Raw genomic sequence first — 16649 nt, forward strand, 5'->3', positions numbered from 1 at the left:
TTCGCCGTTAGGTCGTATGTCCACGCACCATCTGTACCCACACTGAACGAACCGTATTTGCCTGGAGCGTCTTCTTGTGCCACGAAAATGGATTCATCGGCATCCGCATCGCTCACACTCAAGGTGCCTGTCGCTTGCGCGATCTCATCTTCTTCCACACTGCCGCTGTCAGAACCGGTAATCACGGCCTTATCGTCTGTGCCGTTGATCGTAATCGTGACTGTCTCTGTGTCGCCACCCGCTGTGGTCACTGTGAACGTCTCTGTCAACGTATCACCGTCCCCCAAGGCTTGAACCGCTTCGCTATCGTTCGCCGTTAGGTCGTATGTCCACGCACCATCTGTACCCACACTGAACGAACCGTACTCGCCTGGGGCGTCTTCTTGTGCCACGAAAATGGATTCATCGGCATCCGCATCGCTCACACTCAAGGTGCCTGTCGCTTGCGCGATCTCATCTTCTTTCACACTGCCGCTGTCAGAACCGGTAATCACGGCCTTATCGTCTGTGCCGTTGATCGTGATCGTAACGGTTTGTGTTTCGCCACCCGCTGTGGTCACTGTGAACGTCTCTGTTAACGTATCACCGTCATCCAAGGCTTGAACCGCTTCGCTATCGTTCGCCGTTAGGTCGTATGTCCACGCACCATCTGTACCCACACTGAACGAACCGTACTCGCCTGGGGCGTCTTCTTGTGCCACGAAAATGGATTCACCGGCGTCCGCATCGCTAACTGTCAAGGTGCCTGCTGTCGTTAGCGTACCGTCTTCTGTTACCGAACCGATATCCGTTCCATCGATCTCTGCCACGTCTTCTGCGCCGTTGATCGTGATCGTAACGGTTTTTGTTTCGCCACTCGCTGTGGTCACTGTGAACGTATCGGTCTCGGTTTGACCTGCATCCAACGCTTGCACGTGGTCCGCTTCGTTATTCAGCGCATACGTCCACACGCCTTTTGCGTTAATGCTGAACGAACCGTACTCGCCTGGGGCGTCTTCTTGTGCCACGAAAATGGATTCATCGGCATCCGCATCGCTAACTGTCAAGGTGCCTACTGCTTGTAGGACCCCATCTTCTGTCACATTGCCGAGTAACGACTCTTTACTATAAACAACATCTTTGAACGAGAAAAATTCAAACTCAATAAGAATGTTGGTATCACCCTGATCATCAACAATAATTACATTTCCATTATCAGCTAATGTAATCGACTGCATTTCCGAAATCGCTTTACTAAACTTAGCCGTATCATTACCTGCACCGCCATCGATAGTCACTGCATCATTGTCATCGTCAGTGTTTATAGTGTGTGTATCGTCATCTGCACCAGACAGCACAAAGTCATCTTCTGACTCCGCATTTTGCGAAGTACTATCACCATGCCAGTAATGGACCGTGTTCGAATCAGCACTAACATTACCATTCGTATCAGTTTGAACCGCTTTGAAAAATTCATTGTCACCCACTGGAACATCGTCCAGATTAGAAATATCTACCGTCCAGTTACCGCTGCTGTCTACTGTGATTGGTAGGTCTTTAACTGTAGTGTATTCACCCGTTTGGGTATTATTTCCGTTAGTAGTAGAGTTTGAAATCACATAAAGAGTGATTGATGCACCCGGCTCTCCCGTACCATGAAGCGTTACAAGAGAATAATCAGAAGCCTCAGAGTCGTCTGTAATATTAGTAATAACAGGAGGAGCAACAATCCGTGGAGGTGTTGGATTTTCAGTCGGTGCGGACGTTGGTGCTTCAGTGGGTGCTGAAGTCGGTGCAGGTGTTGGTGCTTCAGTCGGTGCGGGCGTTGGTGCTTCAGTCGGTGCAGGTGTTGGTGCTTCAGTCGGTGCAGGTGTTGGTGCTTCAGTCGGTGCGGGCGTTGGTGCTTCAGTCGGTGCGGGCGTTGGTGCTTCAATCGGTGCGAGTGTTGGCGCCTCAGTCGGTGCGGATGTTGGTCCTGTTGTGGATCCAGCCGCTGAATTTGAGTCGGTACCTATGTTGGATGATCCATTAGGAGATATGGATGTATTAATGTCGTTTTCAACATCAATGAGATTCTCATTCCCCCCCCCTAGATCACTTGGATTCGTATCATATCCATACTCAGGTAACGCCTCTTCTCCTGTTCTTTGAACCGTCTCGGCCCCTCCTAAACCACCTTCTTCTGCATCCGCTTCTTCGCCTGCTGCTGGAGCCTCTTGAATTAACGTCGGGTCAATACCTGCCAAGATAGCCTCTTGTAACGCATCAACTTCAGAAGACGAGTCTGCAATTAGCTCTTCAGATTCTCCTATGAAATAAATCTCATCTGTTATTTCAACAACAGAATTATTTTCAATGACAATTTGAGTACCATCAATGAATTCAATGATAGCGGAACCAGTCAACGTAGAGACGACCGTCTCACCATAAAATATCGGATCCCCGACATTTATTGAACGTTCTTGCCCATCAATTGATTGAACACTCACCGCGCTGCTTACTTGAATCACAACACCGACAGCGTTACCTAAAGTTGCAAATGAAACTTGATTATCACTCATAGCAGTACCTGACCTTTTTATATGATTTTCGTTACCTTATAAAATAAGCCATTACATCAAACAAAAATACTGTACTTTGGTACTAGAAAACCCCTTAATTATTGAAAATTCATCATTAAAAGCCAAGATTTGAATCATTTAACCATTCAATCCAATACCCGTGGCGCATATAGGTGATGACAATTTTCAAATTGTTTAACTAATTAGAGATATTCTCTGAGTATTCTTGGCACACTTTATTTCGATTCGCTCGATTGAGTGGACAACCTTCTAGTAGCATACTCTCCACAAGATAAAGATCACTTCCATGATAAATGTTGTGAAAAATATTTTGCCTAAGTGTTCTCATTTAAAGCTAAGTCGTCGAGTGGTTCTGTTTTTAATTCAAGCTTAGGGGGAAACACCGTTGAAGCTAATGTTCTTTTAAAGTAATGCAATATAACCTTATTGTATTTCTGTTTTTAGTGATATTACTTATGTGTTTTTTAATATGGATGTTTTATGGAATATAGGGCGGGTTATATCTCCAAAACGAAGAGAGGTTGTATTGTGGTATACGAAATGCAGAAAGCATTAAGAGGATAAAAAAGCCGGCTATTCGATACTCGCCTCGAATAGCCGGCTTTTATCCACATGCTGAGACAAGAGGACTTATTCGCACCTTCCCTAGTTCTGTGCTGCAAAGATGAGTAGCTAAAGCGAAGCTACCTTTGTTGTGTTTCCCAATGAGGGTGAATCCACACATCAACGTTATTACTTGCTAATGCTGGCTTACCTAAAATCATATCGGCGGCTTTTTCTGCCACCATGATAGTCGGTGCGTTTAAGTTACCATTGGTAATCGTAGGGAAGATTGAGGAATCCACAACGCGCAGATTGGACACGCCTCTTACATTACACTCGGCATCCAATACCGCCATAGGGTCACTGTCTGCGCCAATTTTACAGGTGCAAGATGGGTGATAAGCACTTTCAACGTTGTCTTTTACCCACTGATCGATTTCATCGTCTGTTGTAATGGATTTACCCGGTTGAATCTCCTCACCACGATAATCGTCGAACGGAGATTGTTCAATGATCTCACGGGTTAAACGGATACAGTCACGCCAGTCCTGTTTGTCTTGCTCTGTTGTGATGTAGTTAAACAAGATACGGGGGCTGGCTTTTGGATTATTGGACTCAATCCAAAGTCGCCCACGGCTTTCTGGTTTATTGGGGCCAACATGCACTTGGAATCCATGGCCTTTCACCGCAGCTTGGCCATCATAACGCATGGCGGCAGGTAAGAAATGGTACTGAATATTTGGTGCTTTAAGACCTGCCCTAGAGCGAATAAACGCACAGGACTCAAAATGATTGGTCGCACCTAAGCCATCTTTAAAGAGAACCCAGCGTGTGCCAATCATGCCTTTACTGACTAAGTCCAGCTTGCCGTTTAAACTAACAGGTTGTTTGCAGTAGTATTGGAAATACACTTCCAAGTGATCTTGAAGGTTTTCACCCACACCAGGTAAATCATGTATTAGTGGAACATCGGCATCTTTCAGTACGTTTTTAGGCCCAACACCAGACAGTTGTAACAGTTGCGGTGAGCCAACAGAACCGGCAGACAGAATAACTTCTTTCGCTGCTAGGTTTTTTTGCACCATCCCATTTTTTGAATACTCAACTCCAATGGCTTTTTTACCATCAAAGAGTACTTTGTGAGTTAGCACGCCAGTACGAAGAGTCAAATTTGAGCGTTTCATAGCCCGGCGCAGATAAGCATTGGATGTAGAGGCTCTGACCCCCTTTTTGACCGTCATATGCATAGCGCCAAAGCCTTCTTGGCGATAGGCATTATAATCTTCAGTTCTACCGTAACCTGCTGCTTCACCTGCTTTTATAAAGGTTTCATACAGTGGGTTAAGCGTCATATTATTGCCATTGTTTGTACTTAATGGCCCAGATCCTCCGCGATAGTCGTTACCGCCTTGAATCCATGTTTCGGCTTTTTTGAAATAAGGTAAGCAAGTTTGGTAGTTCCAACCTGTTGCCCCTGCTTTTTCCCATTCATTAAAATCTTCAGCGTGTCCACGAACATACACCATGCCATTAATTGAAGAAGAGCCTCCGAGAACTTTTCCTCGTGGGCAATGCATTTTACGGCCATTCACACCCGGTTCTTTATCCGTATGGAACTGCCACGCGTACTTATCCGTGTTCATCGGGTAGGAGAGGGCCGTTGGCATTTGGATAAAAAGGCTTTTATCACTGCCTCCCATCTCAAGCAGTAAGACCGTGTGCTCACCACTTTGGGTTAATCGATCAGCGAGTACGCAACCTGCAGATCCTGCTCCAACGATAATGTAATCAAACGTTTCTTTAGACATAACATTTCTACTGATAATAGTGCTGAATTAATAAGGGCTTGGAAGATCGTCTAAAGAGACAAAGATACTCTTATTTTGCGTGTAGTGATAAAGTGTCTCAATGCCATTTTCACGACCAATGCCAGACTCTTTATAGCCACCAACAGGCATTTCAGCGGGTGATGCCCCCCAGTTATTGATCCAACAGATACCTGCTTGCATCTGACCGATAACACGGTGTGCTCGGCTGATGTCTTTTGTAAATACGCCTGCTGCTAAGCCAAACTCAGAACCATTGGCTCTTTTTACAACCTCGTCTTCATCTGTAAAACTGAGAACTGACATAACAGGGCCAAAGATTTCTTCACGCACTTGTGGCATGTCGTCGGTGCAATCAGTGAAAACAGTAGGTACAACAAACGCGCCTTTGTCTAAGCCATTTTCTGTTGCTTGATAACCGCCACACAATAAGGTTGCGCCAGCATCTTTAGCCGCTTGGATGTAACCCAATACTTTTTTCATATGGTCTTTGGAAATTAGAGAACCAACTTGTGTTGCCATATCTAAAGGGTCGCCAACAATCATGGCTTCTGTGCGTGTTTTTAGTTCAGCATTAAATGCTTCAAGGATATCTGCGTGGACAAATACGCGAGTACCATTAGTACAAACTTCACCTTGGGTGTAGAAGTTCGCTAACATGGCACCGGATACCGCTTGATCAATCGGCATATCAGGGAAAATGATTAGAGGCGACTTGCCACCCAGTTCCATGGTCACTTGCTTCAGTGTTTGCGCGGATGCCGTCATGACTTTTTTACCCGTTCCACATTCACCAGTGAAAGACACTTTCGCGATGTCTGGGTGGCCTGTAATTAATTGACCTGTACTCGCATTACCTTGAACCACATTAAAGACACCGTTTGGTAGGCCTGCTTGGGTGTAAATTTCAGCCAGTTTTAATGCGGTTAGTGGTGTTTCTTCGGACGGTTTGAAAATCATGGCGTTGCCTGCTGCTAAGGCCGGGCCAGATTTCCAACAAGCGATTTGAATAGGGTAATTCCAAGCGCCAATACCGGCACAAACGCCTAATGGCTCTTTACGGGTGTAATAAAAATTGCCATCACCCAGATCTTGATATTCACCTTGAATCTTATTCGCCAGACCAGCGTAATATTCAATAACATCTGCACCAGATTCAACATCGACACAGATGGCTTCTTGTAACGGTTTACCTGTATCTAACACTTCTAAACGCGCCAACTCTTCGTTGTTTTCGCGTAAAAGCTGAGCTGTTTTATAAAGAATACGACTGCGCTCAACGGCACTCATTGCCGCCCATACTTTCTGGCCTTCTTTCGCTGCCGCAACCGCCTCATCAACTTCTGCTGAGCCTGCTAATTCGATGGTGGCAATAACGTCACCTGTTGCTGGATTAAGCGTTTCAAACTGCTCGTTACTGGTTGATGCATGGTAACGACCGTTAATGTACTGTTGATGTGGCATGTTGAGAACCTCGTAGTGATGTTGTTTTTTATTAAACGTGCGTTTAATAAAAATTAATTTTACTGTTTTTACTAGTAAGATGATATGATGTAAAGAGAATTCATTAAGAGATTTTTCCTGTCTAAAATGAATAATTAAAAAAGCGTGTTAGATCAGATACTAACACGCTTTAATTTTGTTTTTATAAATGTACTATTTTTTAAATATCCAGTAGACAATTTTGTTCTAAACTGACGTTCGAAGGGACAAAACTGTCGGCTTCTGTATCGTTGATCCATATTTTCCCATCGAGTACATATCGAAATTGATAACTGCGATCTATTTCTAAATCTACAGTGGAAGAGAACACGCCAGATTTTTGCTTTCTTAATGGGTTTGCTGTGATGTCCCAATTATTAAAATCGCCAACGACAGCAATGTTTTTCGCGGATTCTATGTCCGCCTTTGATAAGGAAAATTTTACTTTACAGATGGGTTTACTCTTGAGGTATCTTTTTTCAATCATGTGCAACTCCAATGTATTTGTCTGCGAAACCATGAGTTTTGCAAGTCTTAGTCCATATTTTAAGTGTATGTATAAGGCTTTTAAACATACTCAACGTATATGACAACCTGACGAAAAAAACAAGGCAGCGTGCTCTTTTAATTGATCGAAAAAAGTCTGAATCATTGTCGATTCATGCTCCGCTGGTCAATAACTGGAAGACGTACGAATGATTGAGTTAGGTCAGAAAGAAGGCTTCATATTAAGACTAAAATGACACCACGATATCCTATGGAAAATAAAAGGCAGGTTTATGAATCCGACAGACTTTGCGTTATGGTCTATTAGCGGGATGACTTGTTGTAAAAGTTATTGTTTATATTGTGTATAAAAAATTAAGCAAAGCGTCGGCTAAGGTAGAGGAGGATTCTAATGATAAAAAACCATCAAAAAAAGAGACGTAGAACGGAAATTCTCTTTTTTTGATGGTAAGAACTTAGTGGAGACCGGCTTTGTTAAAGTTGGCCCTATTGGTTTCTGGAGTGTGATTTTCGCCTCGATATCGTTTGTTTTTGGCTTCTTTAACAGCGTGAAGGTCTACTAAAACAAGCCCATCAATACAAAAACCAAAATTAGCATCCACACCGAAACCCAAAAAGCGTACACCATTTGGTTCACACAATTCACTGTATTGTTTATACAAGGTAGGCACAGAAACACTTAAATGGCTTAATTGTTCTTTGAGGACTTTAAAATCATTTTCATACGATAAGCCTGAAAACAGATTTGCCAAATAGTCTTTGTTTTCAATGCTAATTTGATACGGGGTGAAAGACATCGCCAATTTTTCTGTATCGGGAAAGTGCATACTGTAAAAATACACAATGATATCTTTTGCCAGCTGTGGGTAACTGTTGCTCAAACTGACAGGGCCAAATAAATAACGCACTTCAGGATATCGGTTTAAATACGCACCCAAGCCATACCATAGATAATCTAAACTTCTTTTCCCCCAATATTTAGGTTGTACAAAGCTTCGTCCTAATTCAACACCGTGCTCTAAGTAAGGTATCATTTCAGGGCGAAGGCTAAACAACTCCTCTGTATAAATAGTGTGTTGGGTGCCTTCTTTTATATAGCGATGTATTTCTCCTATACGATACGCCCCAACAATTTCTAACTCTTCTTCATCCCACAGCACCAAATGGCGATAATGTTGATCGAATTTGTCCAAATCTGCGCTTTTCCCTGTGCCTTCACCTACTGTACGAAACGCAATTTCACGTAATCGACCTATTTCTTGGATGGTGGCAGATTGATCAATGTAATCAAAAAGGTAAATCTGTTTACCATCCTTTGTGCAGCCTAAATACTCAGAATGGCTTAACTCTGCTTTGAGTTGTTTGCGGTCTTGAGGGTGAGAAATGGTATTTTCCGTTTTAATAAGCGGTTTTTTACCTTTGGCAATGCGATACAAATGCCGCTTTACCAGTTTATTTTTTTCTTTGTCACTGAGTGGGAGTTTCGTCAATTCTTGAATAGAAATGGGTTTCCCTATTTGTATGGGTACACGACGATTTTGCTGCTTGAACATTTCATGAGCGAGCTGAATTGTGGATAAGGGACGGTAAATAATGGAACTGGTATAAAATAAAAGAGAGTTTCGACCATTGATGTAAACTGGCAGCAAAGGGCTATTGGTCTTTTGGGCTAATTTTAGATAGTTTGAATTCCAATGTTGATCTTTAATCCCTGTGGGGGATAAACGAGAGACTTCCCCCGCAGGAAAAATAATAACGGCTTCTTCTTTCCTTAGGCTATCAATGATGTTTTTTAATTGTTTACTGTTGCTTTTTCCTGAAAGATTGTCCACTGGAAGAATAAGGTTTTTTAATGCGTCAAAATGCATCAACATGTCGTTGGCAATGATTTTTACATCGTTTCTGACTTCCCCGACCAAGCGTAGTAAAGCGAGCCCATCGAGCGCTCCAAGAGGGTGGTTGGCGATGATAATGACGCGGCCTGTTGCAGGTATATTACGGCGATCAATTTGGCTGGTGTGGTAATTGAAGTTAAAGTGATTTAATACCCGATCAATAAATTCAAATCCTAAGCAGTCTTTATTTTCATCTAGAAAATGATTGACTTCTTGTTCATGAAATAAGTGCTTTAATATCTCGACTGTTGGTCGAGTAATAAATGGATGTTTTTGTAGGAAACTTGGGGATTTTTCCGCAATAATCCGTTCAACGTGCATCAAAGTAACTTCTCCATAGATCTAAACTTGGATATTACGCCCAGAATAAAGATCAGAAGTGACAACAAAGTGACGATTACATGACAGAAAAAAGACAATGATTCACTGCCTCTTTAAAAAAGAAGGGAAGAGCCCAGTATTAGGGAAGGTGCGAATAAGTCCTCTTGTCTCAGCATGTGGATAAAAGCCAGCCATTTGAGGCGAGTATCGAATGTGAATAGCTGGCCTATTTTCGAGATACTCAACAAAGAATACTGGCTTTTAGACCATGCCCTGCGGGTCTTTCAGAGAAAACGTCACATTTCGTTACGACTCTTTGAAAGGGATTAACATTCCTGCAGAATCGTGCCTTATTTGACGGTTTCTCTGAAAGACTGAGTCTTAGTAGACTTATCCGCACCTTCCTTAGTTTAACAATAACGATTCATTAATCTCGCGGAATTCATCTGCTGCTTGAATTAGGGATTGAGCGGTTAACTTGTTTACACCATAGACACAAGTTTTAACCTTATGTTTTTGCATTACATGCGTCAGTAGACGATCAAAGTCCCCATCGCCCGATAGTAAAACAATCATGTCTACATGTTGAGCTTCTTCAATTACATCAATTGTAATACCCACATCCCAATCGCCTTTTGCGGAACCATCACTGCGTTGGATAAAGGGTTTAAGTTTTACCTCAAAGCCGATGTTTTTTAAGATTTGCTGAAATTGATGTTGCTTGCTGTCTCTACGGTCAATCGCGTAAGCAAAAGCAGAATGAATTTCGCCTAGTTGGCTAATTTCTTGCCAAAATTTTGTGTAGTTAAAATGCTGGCCAAACGTTTGTTTTGAGGTGTAGTAAATGTTTTGCACATCGACAAAAATAGCAATTTTTTTCATTTAGAATTAGGCTTTGACGTTATGGGTTAAGTGCTGAGTATATACTACTTTACTATGAGACCTTTGCGTGACTACTGCGCTTGTTAATACTTTGTTAAAAACAGACTCAAATATGCGCATTTATGACGCATAAGCTTCACTTTTCGTCTGTTTTTGCCTCGTCTTATCGTCACTCATGACTTCATGAAAAGGTCTCACTATATTGCTTATGCCTGAATTCAAGTGCGAGGTGAGCGCCTCTTGATTCTATTTGTCTTTTATCCTGATATAGACGCTTTTTAACAATGTTGTTCGCTTAGTTAGCGAAACGGTATGGGTGTACTTTACGAAGGATCGGGTTCAACAAGCGTGTCACCAACCCTGTAAATTGAATGGGTGCTTCCACAACCGTTAAACAGATGCATTCAGCATCACGAGTGACAACGGGTTTGTGTTTATCGTTTTCATCCAGTTGAATGAAATCGCCTTTTTTATACACACCTTTCTCGTCAGAAAAACTGCCTTCTAGTACTAACGTAAATTCGTCACCAGTATGGGTATGAGTTGGAATATGGCTACCTGCTTTGATTCTAGTCAAAGCAACCTGAGTGCCATTATCTTCGTTAGATAAAATAGCGATTTGAAAAGAAGGTGAAATACGAATCCAATTGAGCGAGTCGTAGCCTTCTGATACGAATTGTTGCAGACTGTTTGGAACCTTGTAGCCTAACTCCGTGTGATCGTCTTTATGAACCGCGGTTTTATTTAATAGCGTATCAGTGGACGCGTTTGACTGTGTATTTAGACGTTTGAATAGCTCTTCTTTCAAACTGTCCATATTGTCAGAAGGATGATCGGTCTGATTTATCTCATCAAATAAGAAACTGCCTACCTGTTCGAGTTTTTTAACTTGCTCACGGCATTCCTTACATTGCTCCAGATGGGTAGCAATACATAATGCATAAGGCAGTGCCAATGAACCAGAAGCGTAATCGGTTAGCAATTCTATCGTTGGATGGTAGTTAAGCATAATGACTACCTCTTAATGTAAATAGTGAGTTTGTGTAAGGCCAAACGAACACGAGACTTTATGGTGCCTAATGGCAACCCCAGTTCTTGTGCTGTTTCCACATGGGTTTTACCTTCTAAATAGACTTTTGCGAGCACTTGTTTTTGATCTGTGGGTAGCTGGGATAATCCGCTGTGTATGCGGCTTTTGTCACGTGCCTGTTGAGCATCTCTAAATAAATCAATGCTTTCATCGACGACATCATCCCAAAAAAGCTCTGGATCTATGCTGGATGTATGGCGACCGTTTTTTCTCAAGTAATCAATACGGGCATTACGTGCAATGGTGAAAATCCAGGTGTTGAGTGAGGCTGTGTTGGGGTTAAAAGTATCAGCTTTATTCCAGACTCGGATCATAACTTCTTGAGCTATGTCGTCTGCCATAAGAGTCGACCCCGGTTGCGCCACTAAACAGAAGCTACGAACTCTTGGAACATAATGATCGAACAGTCTCCCCAAAGCGGCCTGATCACGATGTGTCGCAACCGCAATAATGTCTTCTGCTAGCGTTGAGTTTACCTGTTCTGTCGCTCTGTTCATCTTGAGTCAGCTCCAAAGCATGATTGTGTACTCTATTTCAATGTGAGACCTTTGCACGACGACTACGCTTGCTAATACTTTGTTAAAAACAGACTCAAAATGCGCATTTATAGCGCATAAACTCCGCTTTTTCGCCTTGTCTTATCGTCGCTCATGGTTTCGGGCAAAGGTCTCAATGTAGGTATTGCCAGTTTATTTCTAAGAGCGAGCGAGACTTTGTTGGTTATTTATCTATACGAGAAGCATAACGTTATTGGATCATTCTTTTTTGTTTTTTTTCTTTTAACAAGACTTTTATGAATATATTAGGGCTAATACAGTGGACAAACTTACTTTTCAATGTAGAAACCGTAGTTGGGAGCCGTTTTCAGTAAACTGTCTGCATTGCTTACACGCAATATTTTTCGAATGTTATGAATGTGAACACGTAATGTATTACTGTCTGGAATGTCTTCCCCCCAAATATGTTGAATAAGACTTGTTTTAGATACAGGATGAGGGCTTGCTCTTAATAGAATTTCGAGAATGTTAAATGCAATAGGAGTGAGCTTTATTGGTCGGTTATGAAGGGTACCTACTCGGTTGTGCAGATCAAGGGTTAACGGCCCTGAAACCAACTTGGATATCTCACCACTACGGCGCTTAGACAGTACCTTTACTCGTGCGATCAATTCCTCCATGTAAAATGGCTTCACCATATAATCGTCAGCCCCAGCTTGAAACCCCTCGATTTTATTTGCCAAGGTATTGCGCGCAGTCAACATTAACACCGACGTATCAATACCATCCATTCTTAACTTTCGACATAGAGATAAGCCGTCCATTTCCGACAGATTGATATCAAGAACAATGGCATCGTAACGATTTTTCTCAATCAATAATACACCTTCTAACCCATTTGAAGCGTAGTCACAGAGTATTTTTTCTCGCTCAAGGTGATCCATTATCAATAAGGCCAAATCACGATCATCTTCTACTAACAGTACATCTAGCATGCTGAATCCTCATTGATGCGCTTTTACGCGTAGATGTTTTAAAACTTAACGCTTTTTTAACAACGTAAAACATAGAATACACGAACAATAAACTTAATACTAATGATAACCAATATCTTTTAATATCAATTAAAGGCCAAACCGTGGATACAAACAGCAACGACATAAGCCATCAGCCGATTTTAGATACGCCACCTTTAACGACGTATGATGTGCCAGTAAGCCGCTTAGAAGGGGATCTTGAGCAGGTTACAAGTGTGGAATCGTTTTCAGTAATCGAGCCATCTCAGACCATTGAGTTGGCTATTGGGTCTTTCAGTGATCGGTTTGAACACATCATTCAGTTGGTAAAAATCGGTGGGCCTGTTGTTTGGATATTGGCTGTTTTGTCTGTTTTTTCGTTAAGTATCATTCTTCTAAAAGCATGGCAATTTTCAGTGTTACGCCCCGAGAGTCTAAAAGATGTAAATAAAAGTCTGATCTATTGGCATAAACAAGAGCGAAGCGCCGCGTTGGAATCACTTAATGAACGTAACGCCGTGTCTAAAATTGTTTTATTTGCGATGAAGGGCGTGTCAAAAAAACAAAACCCCCAACGTTTAGAAGAAGAGCTGGGCCGCCAAGCCAATGAATTAATTTATCAATTACGTTCATTGTTACGTCCGTTGGATGTTGTAGCTAGCTTAAGCCCTTTATTAGGGTTAATGGGAACGGTTTTGGGCATGATTGTGGCGTTTCAACAGATGGAAGCGGCAGGCAGTCAGATTGACCCGTCTGTATTGTCGGGCGGCATTTGGCAGGCGCTACTAACAACCGCAGCGGGTTTGGCCGTTGCACTGCCTGTGTCCACTGCCCACAGTTGGTTGGAGCGCAAGGTAGATCGTGTTGCCCATGCGATCAATGATTCCGTTACTCAGGTGCTAACCAGTGATACAGAATTCTCTGTTAATCCTTTTTCAAGCGTTGGGATGAATAACCGTGCTGCTTGAGATATCAACCCAACGTAAAAACTCAATTAGCATTACGCCATTAATTGATGTCGTGTTTATTCTACTGTTGTTTTTTATGCTGTCTTCAACATTTAACCTTGCAAAACAAATTGAGCTGAATGCTTCTTCAGGCGCACTGTCATTAAGCAGCACGATACAAAAAATTCTATTGCACTCAGAGACGGAAGTGATTATCAACGATGTACGTTATCAATGGGACAGCCCGCTCATTGCTGAGCAATTGAAGGGATTTGGCAGTCGAGGGGAGCGAGTCGTACTTGCCGCGAGAAGTCACGTTCGTATTCAGCGTGTAATCACATTGATTGATCAAGTTTACGCAGCGGGTGTAACCAAACTCAATGTAAGTGGGTCTGTCGCGCCATGATATTCGTTTCTCCTCCTAAGTCTTCTTCTCTTAATACGCTCGACGAGAGCATGATTCCAGCGATTAATATTGTTTTCCTATTGCTGATTTTCTTTATGATCGCAGGCCACATTGCGTCTCGAAGTGATCAACTCTTAATCCCATCGTCGAGTAGCGAAATGGATTTGGCGAGGCAAGATGTTGCTATTAAAGTTATGGCGAATGGCCGTTATTATTTGAATGACATGGCGGTTGAAATAACGGATTTACCAGAACAGCTTAATCAATTGTCATTGTCGGCGGAATCCAAGATCACTTTCCGTATTCATAAGAATCTACCTGCCTCAGTAATGGATCCAATATTGAGTGTGATTAAAGAACTTGGTGTTAAACAACTGCTCTTAGTAACGGAGCAGTAATCATGATCTCGATAAAACATGTGTTGATCAGCTTGGTAATCGCTGTAGTGATTCATCTTGTGTTGCTTACACCTTGGTTATCTTCAAAAAACAGCGACGGTGCAATAGCAAAACGCATGGATGTCTTACAAGTCAGTGTTGGCATTGCGGGTAGCTTTACAGAAATGGCAGAAAGCAAAGATCAGCAAAGTACGAAAACCACAGAAGGCATCATAGAGCCTGTTGATGAGCCAAAAGCAGACTCAGAACCCATTATTGAGTCAGAGCCCATTATTGAGCTAGAGACAATTATTGAGCCAGAGCCCATTATTGAGCCAGAACCCATTATTGAGTCAGAGCCCATTATTGAGCTAGAGACAATTATTGAGCCAGAGCCCATTATTGAGTCAGAGCCCATTATTGAGCTAGAGACAATTATTGAGCCAGAGCCCATTATTGAGCCGGAACCCATTGTTGAGCCAGAGCCAGTGGTTGAACCAAAAACGAAAGCTGACCCTGTGCAAAATCTTGAAAACGAGGCGACTCAAAAAAGTATCGCTGAAGAAACGCCAACAAACAATAAAGAGCCGTCTGCTGCTATCACTACAGCAAACGATATTGGTGACAAGGTGGAGACAGGTGGTAATCCAACGGCAAGGCAAAGCTATCTAAGTAATATTTTGGCTCGTATTGCCCGTGCTAAACGTTATCCGCGCCAATCTCGTCGAGCAGGTATAACAGGCACGTCGACCGTCACCTTTATGATTCAACGTAATGGGCGAGTCACCAATGCCAGCATCGTGGCCAGCTCTGGTGATAAACGTTTAGATAAAGAAGCCTTAGCCATGTTAATGCGTGCCAGTCCATTTCCCCAAATACCCAGAGAATTAGAGGAGAGCAGTTTTAACTTGACCCTACCTATTAAGTTTTCACTTAATAATTAATGATACCCAGTTTTTAGACTGACCACACAACTCTCTTAAATCAGTAGATCGGAAAAGCCGTAGGCGCCTTGCGACAGTGTTAGAAAATATTCAATGCAGAAAATACCCTGTGAATTTGAACCCCGTTCTGTGAGAAAACCCTCTCTATCTTGGTCGCTGTTATCCTCGCAGAGGTTGTGGTGGTAAATATCCGTAAGTAATTGATTTAAAATCTTAGTTTAAATATGCGTAAAAGGAAAATAGGGTTAGCTTTATTCTAAAGGAGAGTCCTTATCTGGCTTAATTAAGGCCTGAAACCATTCATCTAAAATAATTTTCCGTTTCATCTCATCACTTAAAACTAAGAGCTTTAGCCCTAAGGCAATGGGGCGAGTCGTCGTGGAGTTGGATATATTAAAGCCAGATTCTAAATATTTTTTTCTCACACTTTCATTAATAGGAAACAAGTTAGATTGCTCAGCCAAGATGCGTTGCCCCTCTTCTGAAATCAGGAAGTCTAAAAAGACTCTGGCTACCTCTGGGTCGGGTGCTGTTTTAGGAATAAACGCCGTTCGCATAATCGCCATGGTATAATCAGTGGGCAGTATGACTTTTATTTGAGGGTAATCCTTAGACCAAGACTTGGCGTATGAGCCAAGCAGGTTATAGGAGATGGCAATTTCATTATCAGCAAGCGCTTGAAGCATAGAAGCACTACTAGGATAAAGGCGAACATCATGAATACCAAAGGACTCTAGTACGCGTCCATAACTGGTCGATTGCTGACTATCATGGGACCATAAAAGATAGCCTAAGCCGACTTTTTCAATATCAAAGGTGCCTATTTTCCCCTTGATACGATTACTGTTTTCTCGAATGTATTCCAGCATACGTTCACGGCTTTGTAGATCTGGGGTCAAGACACTTGAATTATGGGAAATAAAATCATGATTATAAGCAATGACCGCAGGTTCATAAGTAAAACCAAAGAGTTCACTGCGCCAACTGGCCCAATCAGGTAAAGTGTTGGTTTGGGCTGAACGATAACTTTGCGCATAGCCGTCATTAATCAGCTTGATTTGTAGGTGCATGGCAGAGCTTGTAATCAGATCCGCTTCGCTAAATTCACCGGAAACAAAACGCTCGTAAAGGCGACGAGTCCCCAACTCTTGGTATTCTACTTCTATATTAGGGAAGCGCTGCATAAAGGCATTAAGCAAAGGTGCTATCTCTGGGTAATCTGCCGCGCCTCGAATATTAAGTTGACGATGCTCCATGAAGGCACTGTCTCTTTTTGTCTCTTGGATGGCAAAACTCTCTGCTCTTACAGCGATACTCAATAACGCAAAGCTAATCAGACATAAAACTTTTAACAT

14 protein-coding genes are annotated in these 16649 nt (G+C 42.3%); 4 read left to right on the plus strand and 10 right to left on the minus strand.

What is annotated here, in order from left to right:
- The 9 genes from ACMUMJ_RS08490 to ACMUMJ_RS08530 form a co-directional block, all read right to left on the minus strand.
- Window positions 1–2540, minus strand: a 2540-nt coding sequence (locus ACMUMJ_RS08490; protein ID WP_414678394.1) for a retention module-containing protein, incomplete at its 3' end; no start/stop codon positions are given.
- A gap of 704 nt (window positions 2541–3244) precedes the next feature.
- Window positions 3245–4912, minus strand: coding sequence for a choline dehydrogenase (gene betA / locus ACMUMJ_RS08495; protein WP_414678395.1), 1668 nt, complete (start codon window positions 4910–4912; stop codon window positions 3245–3247).
- A 27-nt stretch (window positions 4913–4939) separates the two neighbouring features.
- Window positions 4940–6394 (minus strand): betaine-aldehyde dehydrogenase, encoded by a 1455-nt coding sequence (betB, locus tag ACMUMJ_RS08500; RefSeq protein WP_414678396.1) that lies wholly within the window; start codon window positions 6392–6394, stop codon window positions 4940–4942.
- A gap of 199 nt (window positions 6395–6593) precedes the next feature.
- A complete protein-coding gene (locus ACMUMJ_RS08505; protein WP_414678397.1) occupies window positions 6594–6899 on the minus strand; it encodes an isoamylase early set domain-containing protein in 306 nt (101 codons plus the stop codon).
- A 475-nt stretch (window positions 6900–7374) separates the two neighbouring features.
- Complete coding sequence (gene olsF, locus ACMUMJ_RS08510; protein ID WP_414678398.1) at window positions 7375–9135, minus strand: bifunctional ornithine lipid synthase OlsF; 1761 nt, start codon at window positions 9133–9135, stop codon at window positions 7375–7377.
- Between the two features lie 405 nt (window positions 9136–9540).
- A complete protein-coding gene (locus ACMUMJ_RS08515) occupies window positions 9541–10017 on the minus strand; it encodes an NYN domain-containing protein (RefSeq protein WP_414678399.1) in 477 nt (158 codons plus the stop codon).
- A gap of 295 nt (window positions 10018–10312) precedes the next feature.
- Window positions 10313–11026: a ChrR family anti-sigma-E factor gene (locus ACMUMJ_RS08520; RefSeq protein WP_414678400.1), complete on the minus strand. Its 714-nt coding sequence runs from the start codon at window positions 11024–11026 to the stop codon at window positions 10313–10315.
- Window positions 11027–11031: 5 nt separating this feature from the next.
- The gene (locus tag ACMUMJ_RS08525; protein ID WP_414678401.1) at window positions 11032–11604 is read right to left on the minus strand and encodes a sigma-70 family RNA polymerase sigma factor; all 573 of its coding nucleotides are present in this window, start codon (window positions 11602–11604) and stop codon (window positions 11032–11034) included.
- Window positions 11605–11933: 329 nt separating this feature from the next.
- The gene (locus ACMUMJ_RS08530; RefSeq protein WP_414678402.1) at window positions 11934–12599 is read right to left on the minus strand and encodes a response regulator transcription factor; all 666 of its coding nucleotides are present in this window, start codon (window positions 12597–12599) and stop codon (window positions 11934–11936) included.
- A gap of 143 nt (window positions 12600–12742) precedes the next feature.
- On the opposite strand from ACMUMJ_RS08530, the gene ACMUMJ_RS08535 reads away from it, so the two are divergent.
- Genes ACMUMJ_RS08535 through ACMUMJ_RS08550 form a run of 4 tightly spaced genes read left to right on the plus strand, consistent with a single transcriptional unit; the run spans window position 12743 to window position 15294 of the window.
- Complete coding sequence (locus ACMUMJ_RS08535; RefSeq protein ID WP_414678403.1) at window positions 12743–13588, plus strand: MotA/TolQ/ExbB proton channel family protein; 846 nt, start codon at window positions 12743–12745, stop codon at window positions 13586–13588.
- A complete protein-coding gene (locus ACMUMJ_RS08540) occupies window positions 13578–13973 on the plus strand; it encodes an ExbD/TolR family protein (RefSeq protein ID WP_414678404.1) in 396 nt (131 codons plus the stop codon). The genes ACMUMJ_RS08535 and ACMUMJ_RS08540 overlap by 11 nt, the downstream gene beginning before the upstream one ends.
- On the plus strand, window positions 13970–14371 hold the full coding sequence (locus ACMUMJ_RS08545; protein WP_414678405.1) for an ExbD/TolR family protein: 402 nt from the start codon (window positions 13970–13972) through the stop codon (window positions 14369–14371). Before ACMUMJ_RS08540 ends, ACMUMJ_RS08545 begins: the two co-directional genes overlap by 4 nt.
- A gap of 2 nt (window positions 14372–14373) precedes the next feature.
- Window positions 14374–15294, plus strand: coding sequence for an energy transducer TonB (locus ACMUMJ_RS08550; protein WP_414678406.1), 921 nt, complete (start codon window positions 14374–14376; stop codon window positions 15292–15294).
- A gap of 251 nt (window positions 15295–15545) precedes the next feature.
- On the opposite strand, the gene ACMUMJ_RS08555 is transcribed toward ACMUMJ_RS08550, so the two are convergent.
- Window positions 15546–16649: an ABC transporter substrate-binding protein gene (locus tag ACMUMJ_RS08555; RefSeq protein WP_414678407.1), complete on the minus strand. Its 1104-nt coding sequence runs from the start codon at window positions 16647–16649 to the stop codon at window positions 15546–15548.

It is taken from the genome of Marinomonas phycocola (assembly GCF_047525455.1).
In the GTDB taxonomy this organism is placed as follows: domain Bacteria; phylum Pseudomonadota; class Gammaproteobacteria; order Pseudomonadales; family Marinomonadaceae; genus Marinomonas.

Coding starts and splice junctions, on each gene's coding strand:
- betA (WP_414678395.1), bottom strand. CDS start 4,912: ATGTCTAAAGAAACGTTTGATTACATTATCGTTGGAGCAGGATCTGCA.
- betB (WP_414678396.1), bottom strand. CDS start 6,394: ATGCCACATCAACAGTACATTAACGGTCGTTACCATGCATCAACCAGT.
- ACMUMJ_RS08505 (WP_414678397.1), bottom strand. CDS start 6,899: ATGATTGAAAAAAGATACCTCAAGAGTAAACCCATCTGTAAAGTAAAA.
- olsF (WP_414678398.1), bottom strand. CDS start 9,135: ATGCACGTTGAACGGATTATTGCGGAAAAATCCCCAAGTTTCCTACAA.
- ACMUMJ_RS08515 (WP_414678399.1), bottom strand. CDS start 10,017: ATGAAAAAAATTGCTATTTTTGTCGATGTGCAAAACATTTACTACACC.
- ACMUMJ_RS08520 (WP_414678400.1), bottom strand. CDS start 11,026: ATGCTTAACTACCATCCAACGATAGAATTGCTAACCGATTACGCTTCT.
- ACMUMJ_RS08525 (WP_414678401.1), bottom strand. CDS start 11,604: ATGAACAGAGCGACAGAACAGGTAAACTCAACGCTAGCAGAAGACATT.
- ACMUMJ_RS08530 (WP_414678402.1), bottom strand. CDS start 12,599: ATGCTAGATGTACTGTTAGTAGAAGATGATCGTGATTTGGCCTTATTG.
- ACMUMJ_RS08545 (WP_414678405.1), top strand. CDS start 13,970: ATGATATTCGTTTCTCCTCCTAAGTCTTCTTCTCTTAATACGCTCGAC.
- ACMUMJ_RS08550 (WP_414678406.1), top strand. CDS start 14,374: ATGATCTCGATAAAACATGTGTTGATCAGCTTGGTAATCGCTGTAGTG.
- ACMUMJ_RS08555 (WP_414678407.1), bottom strand. CDS start 16,649: ATGTTAAAAGTTTTATGTCTGATTAGCTTTGCGTTATTGAGTATCGCT.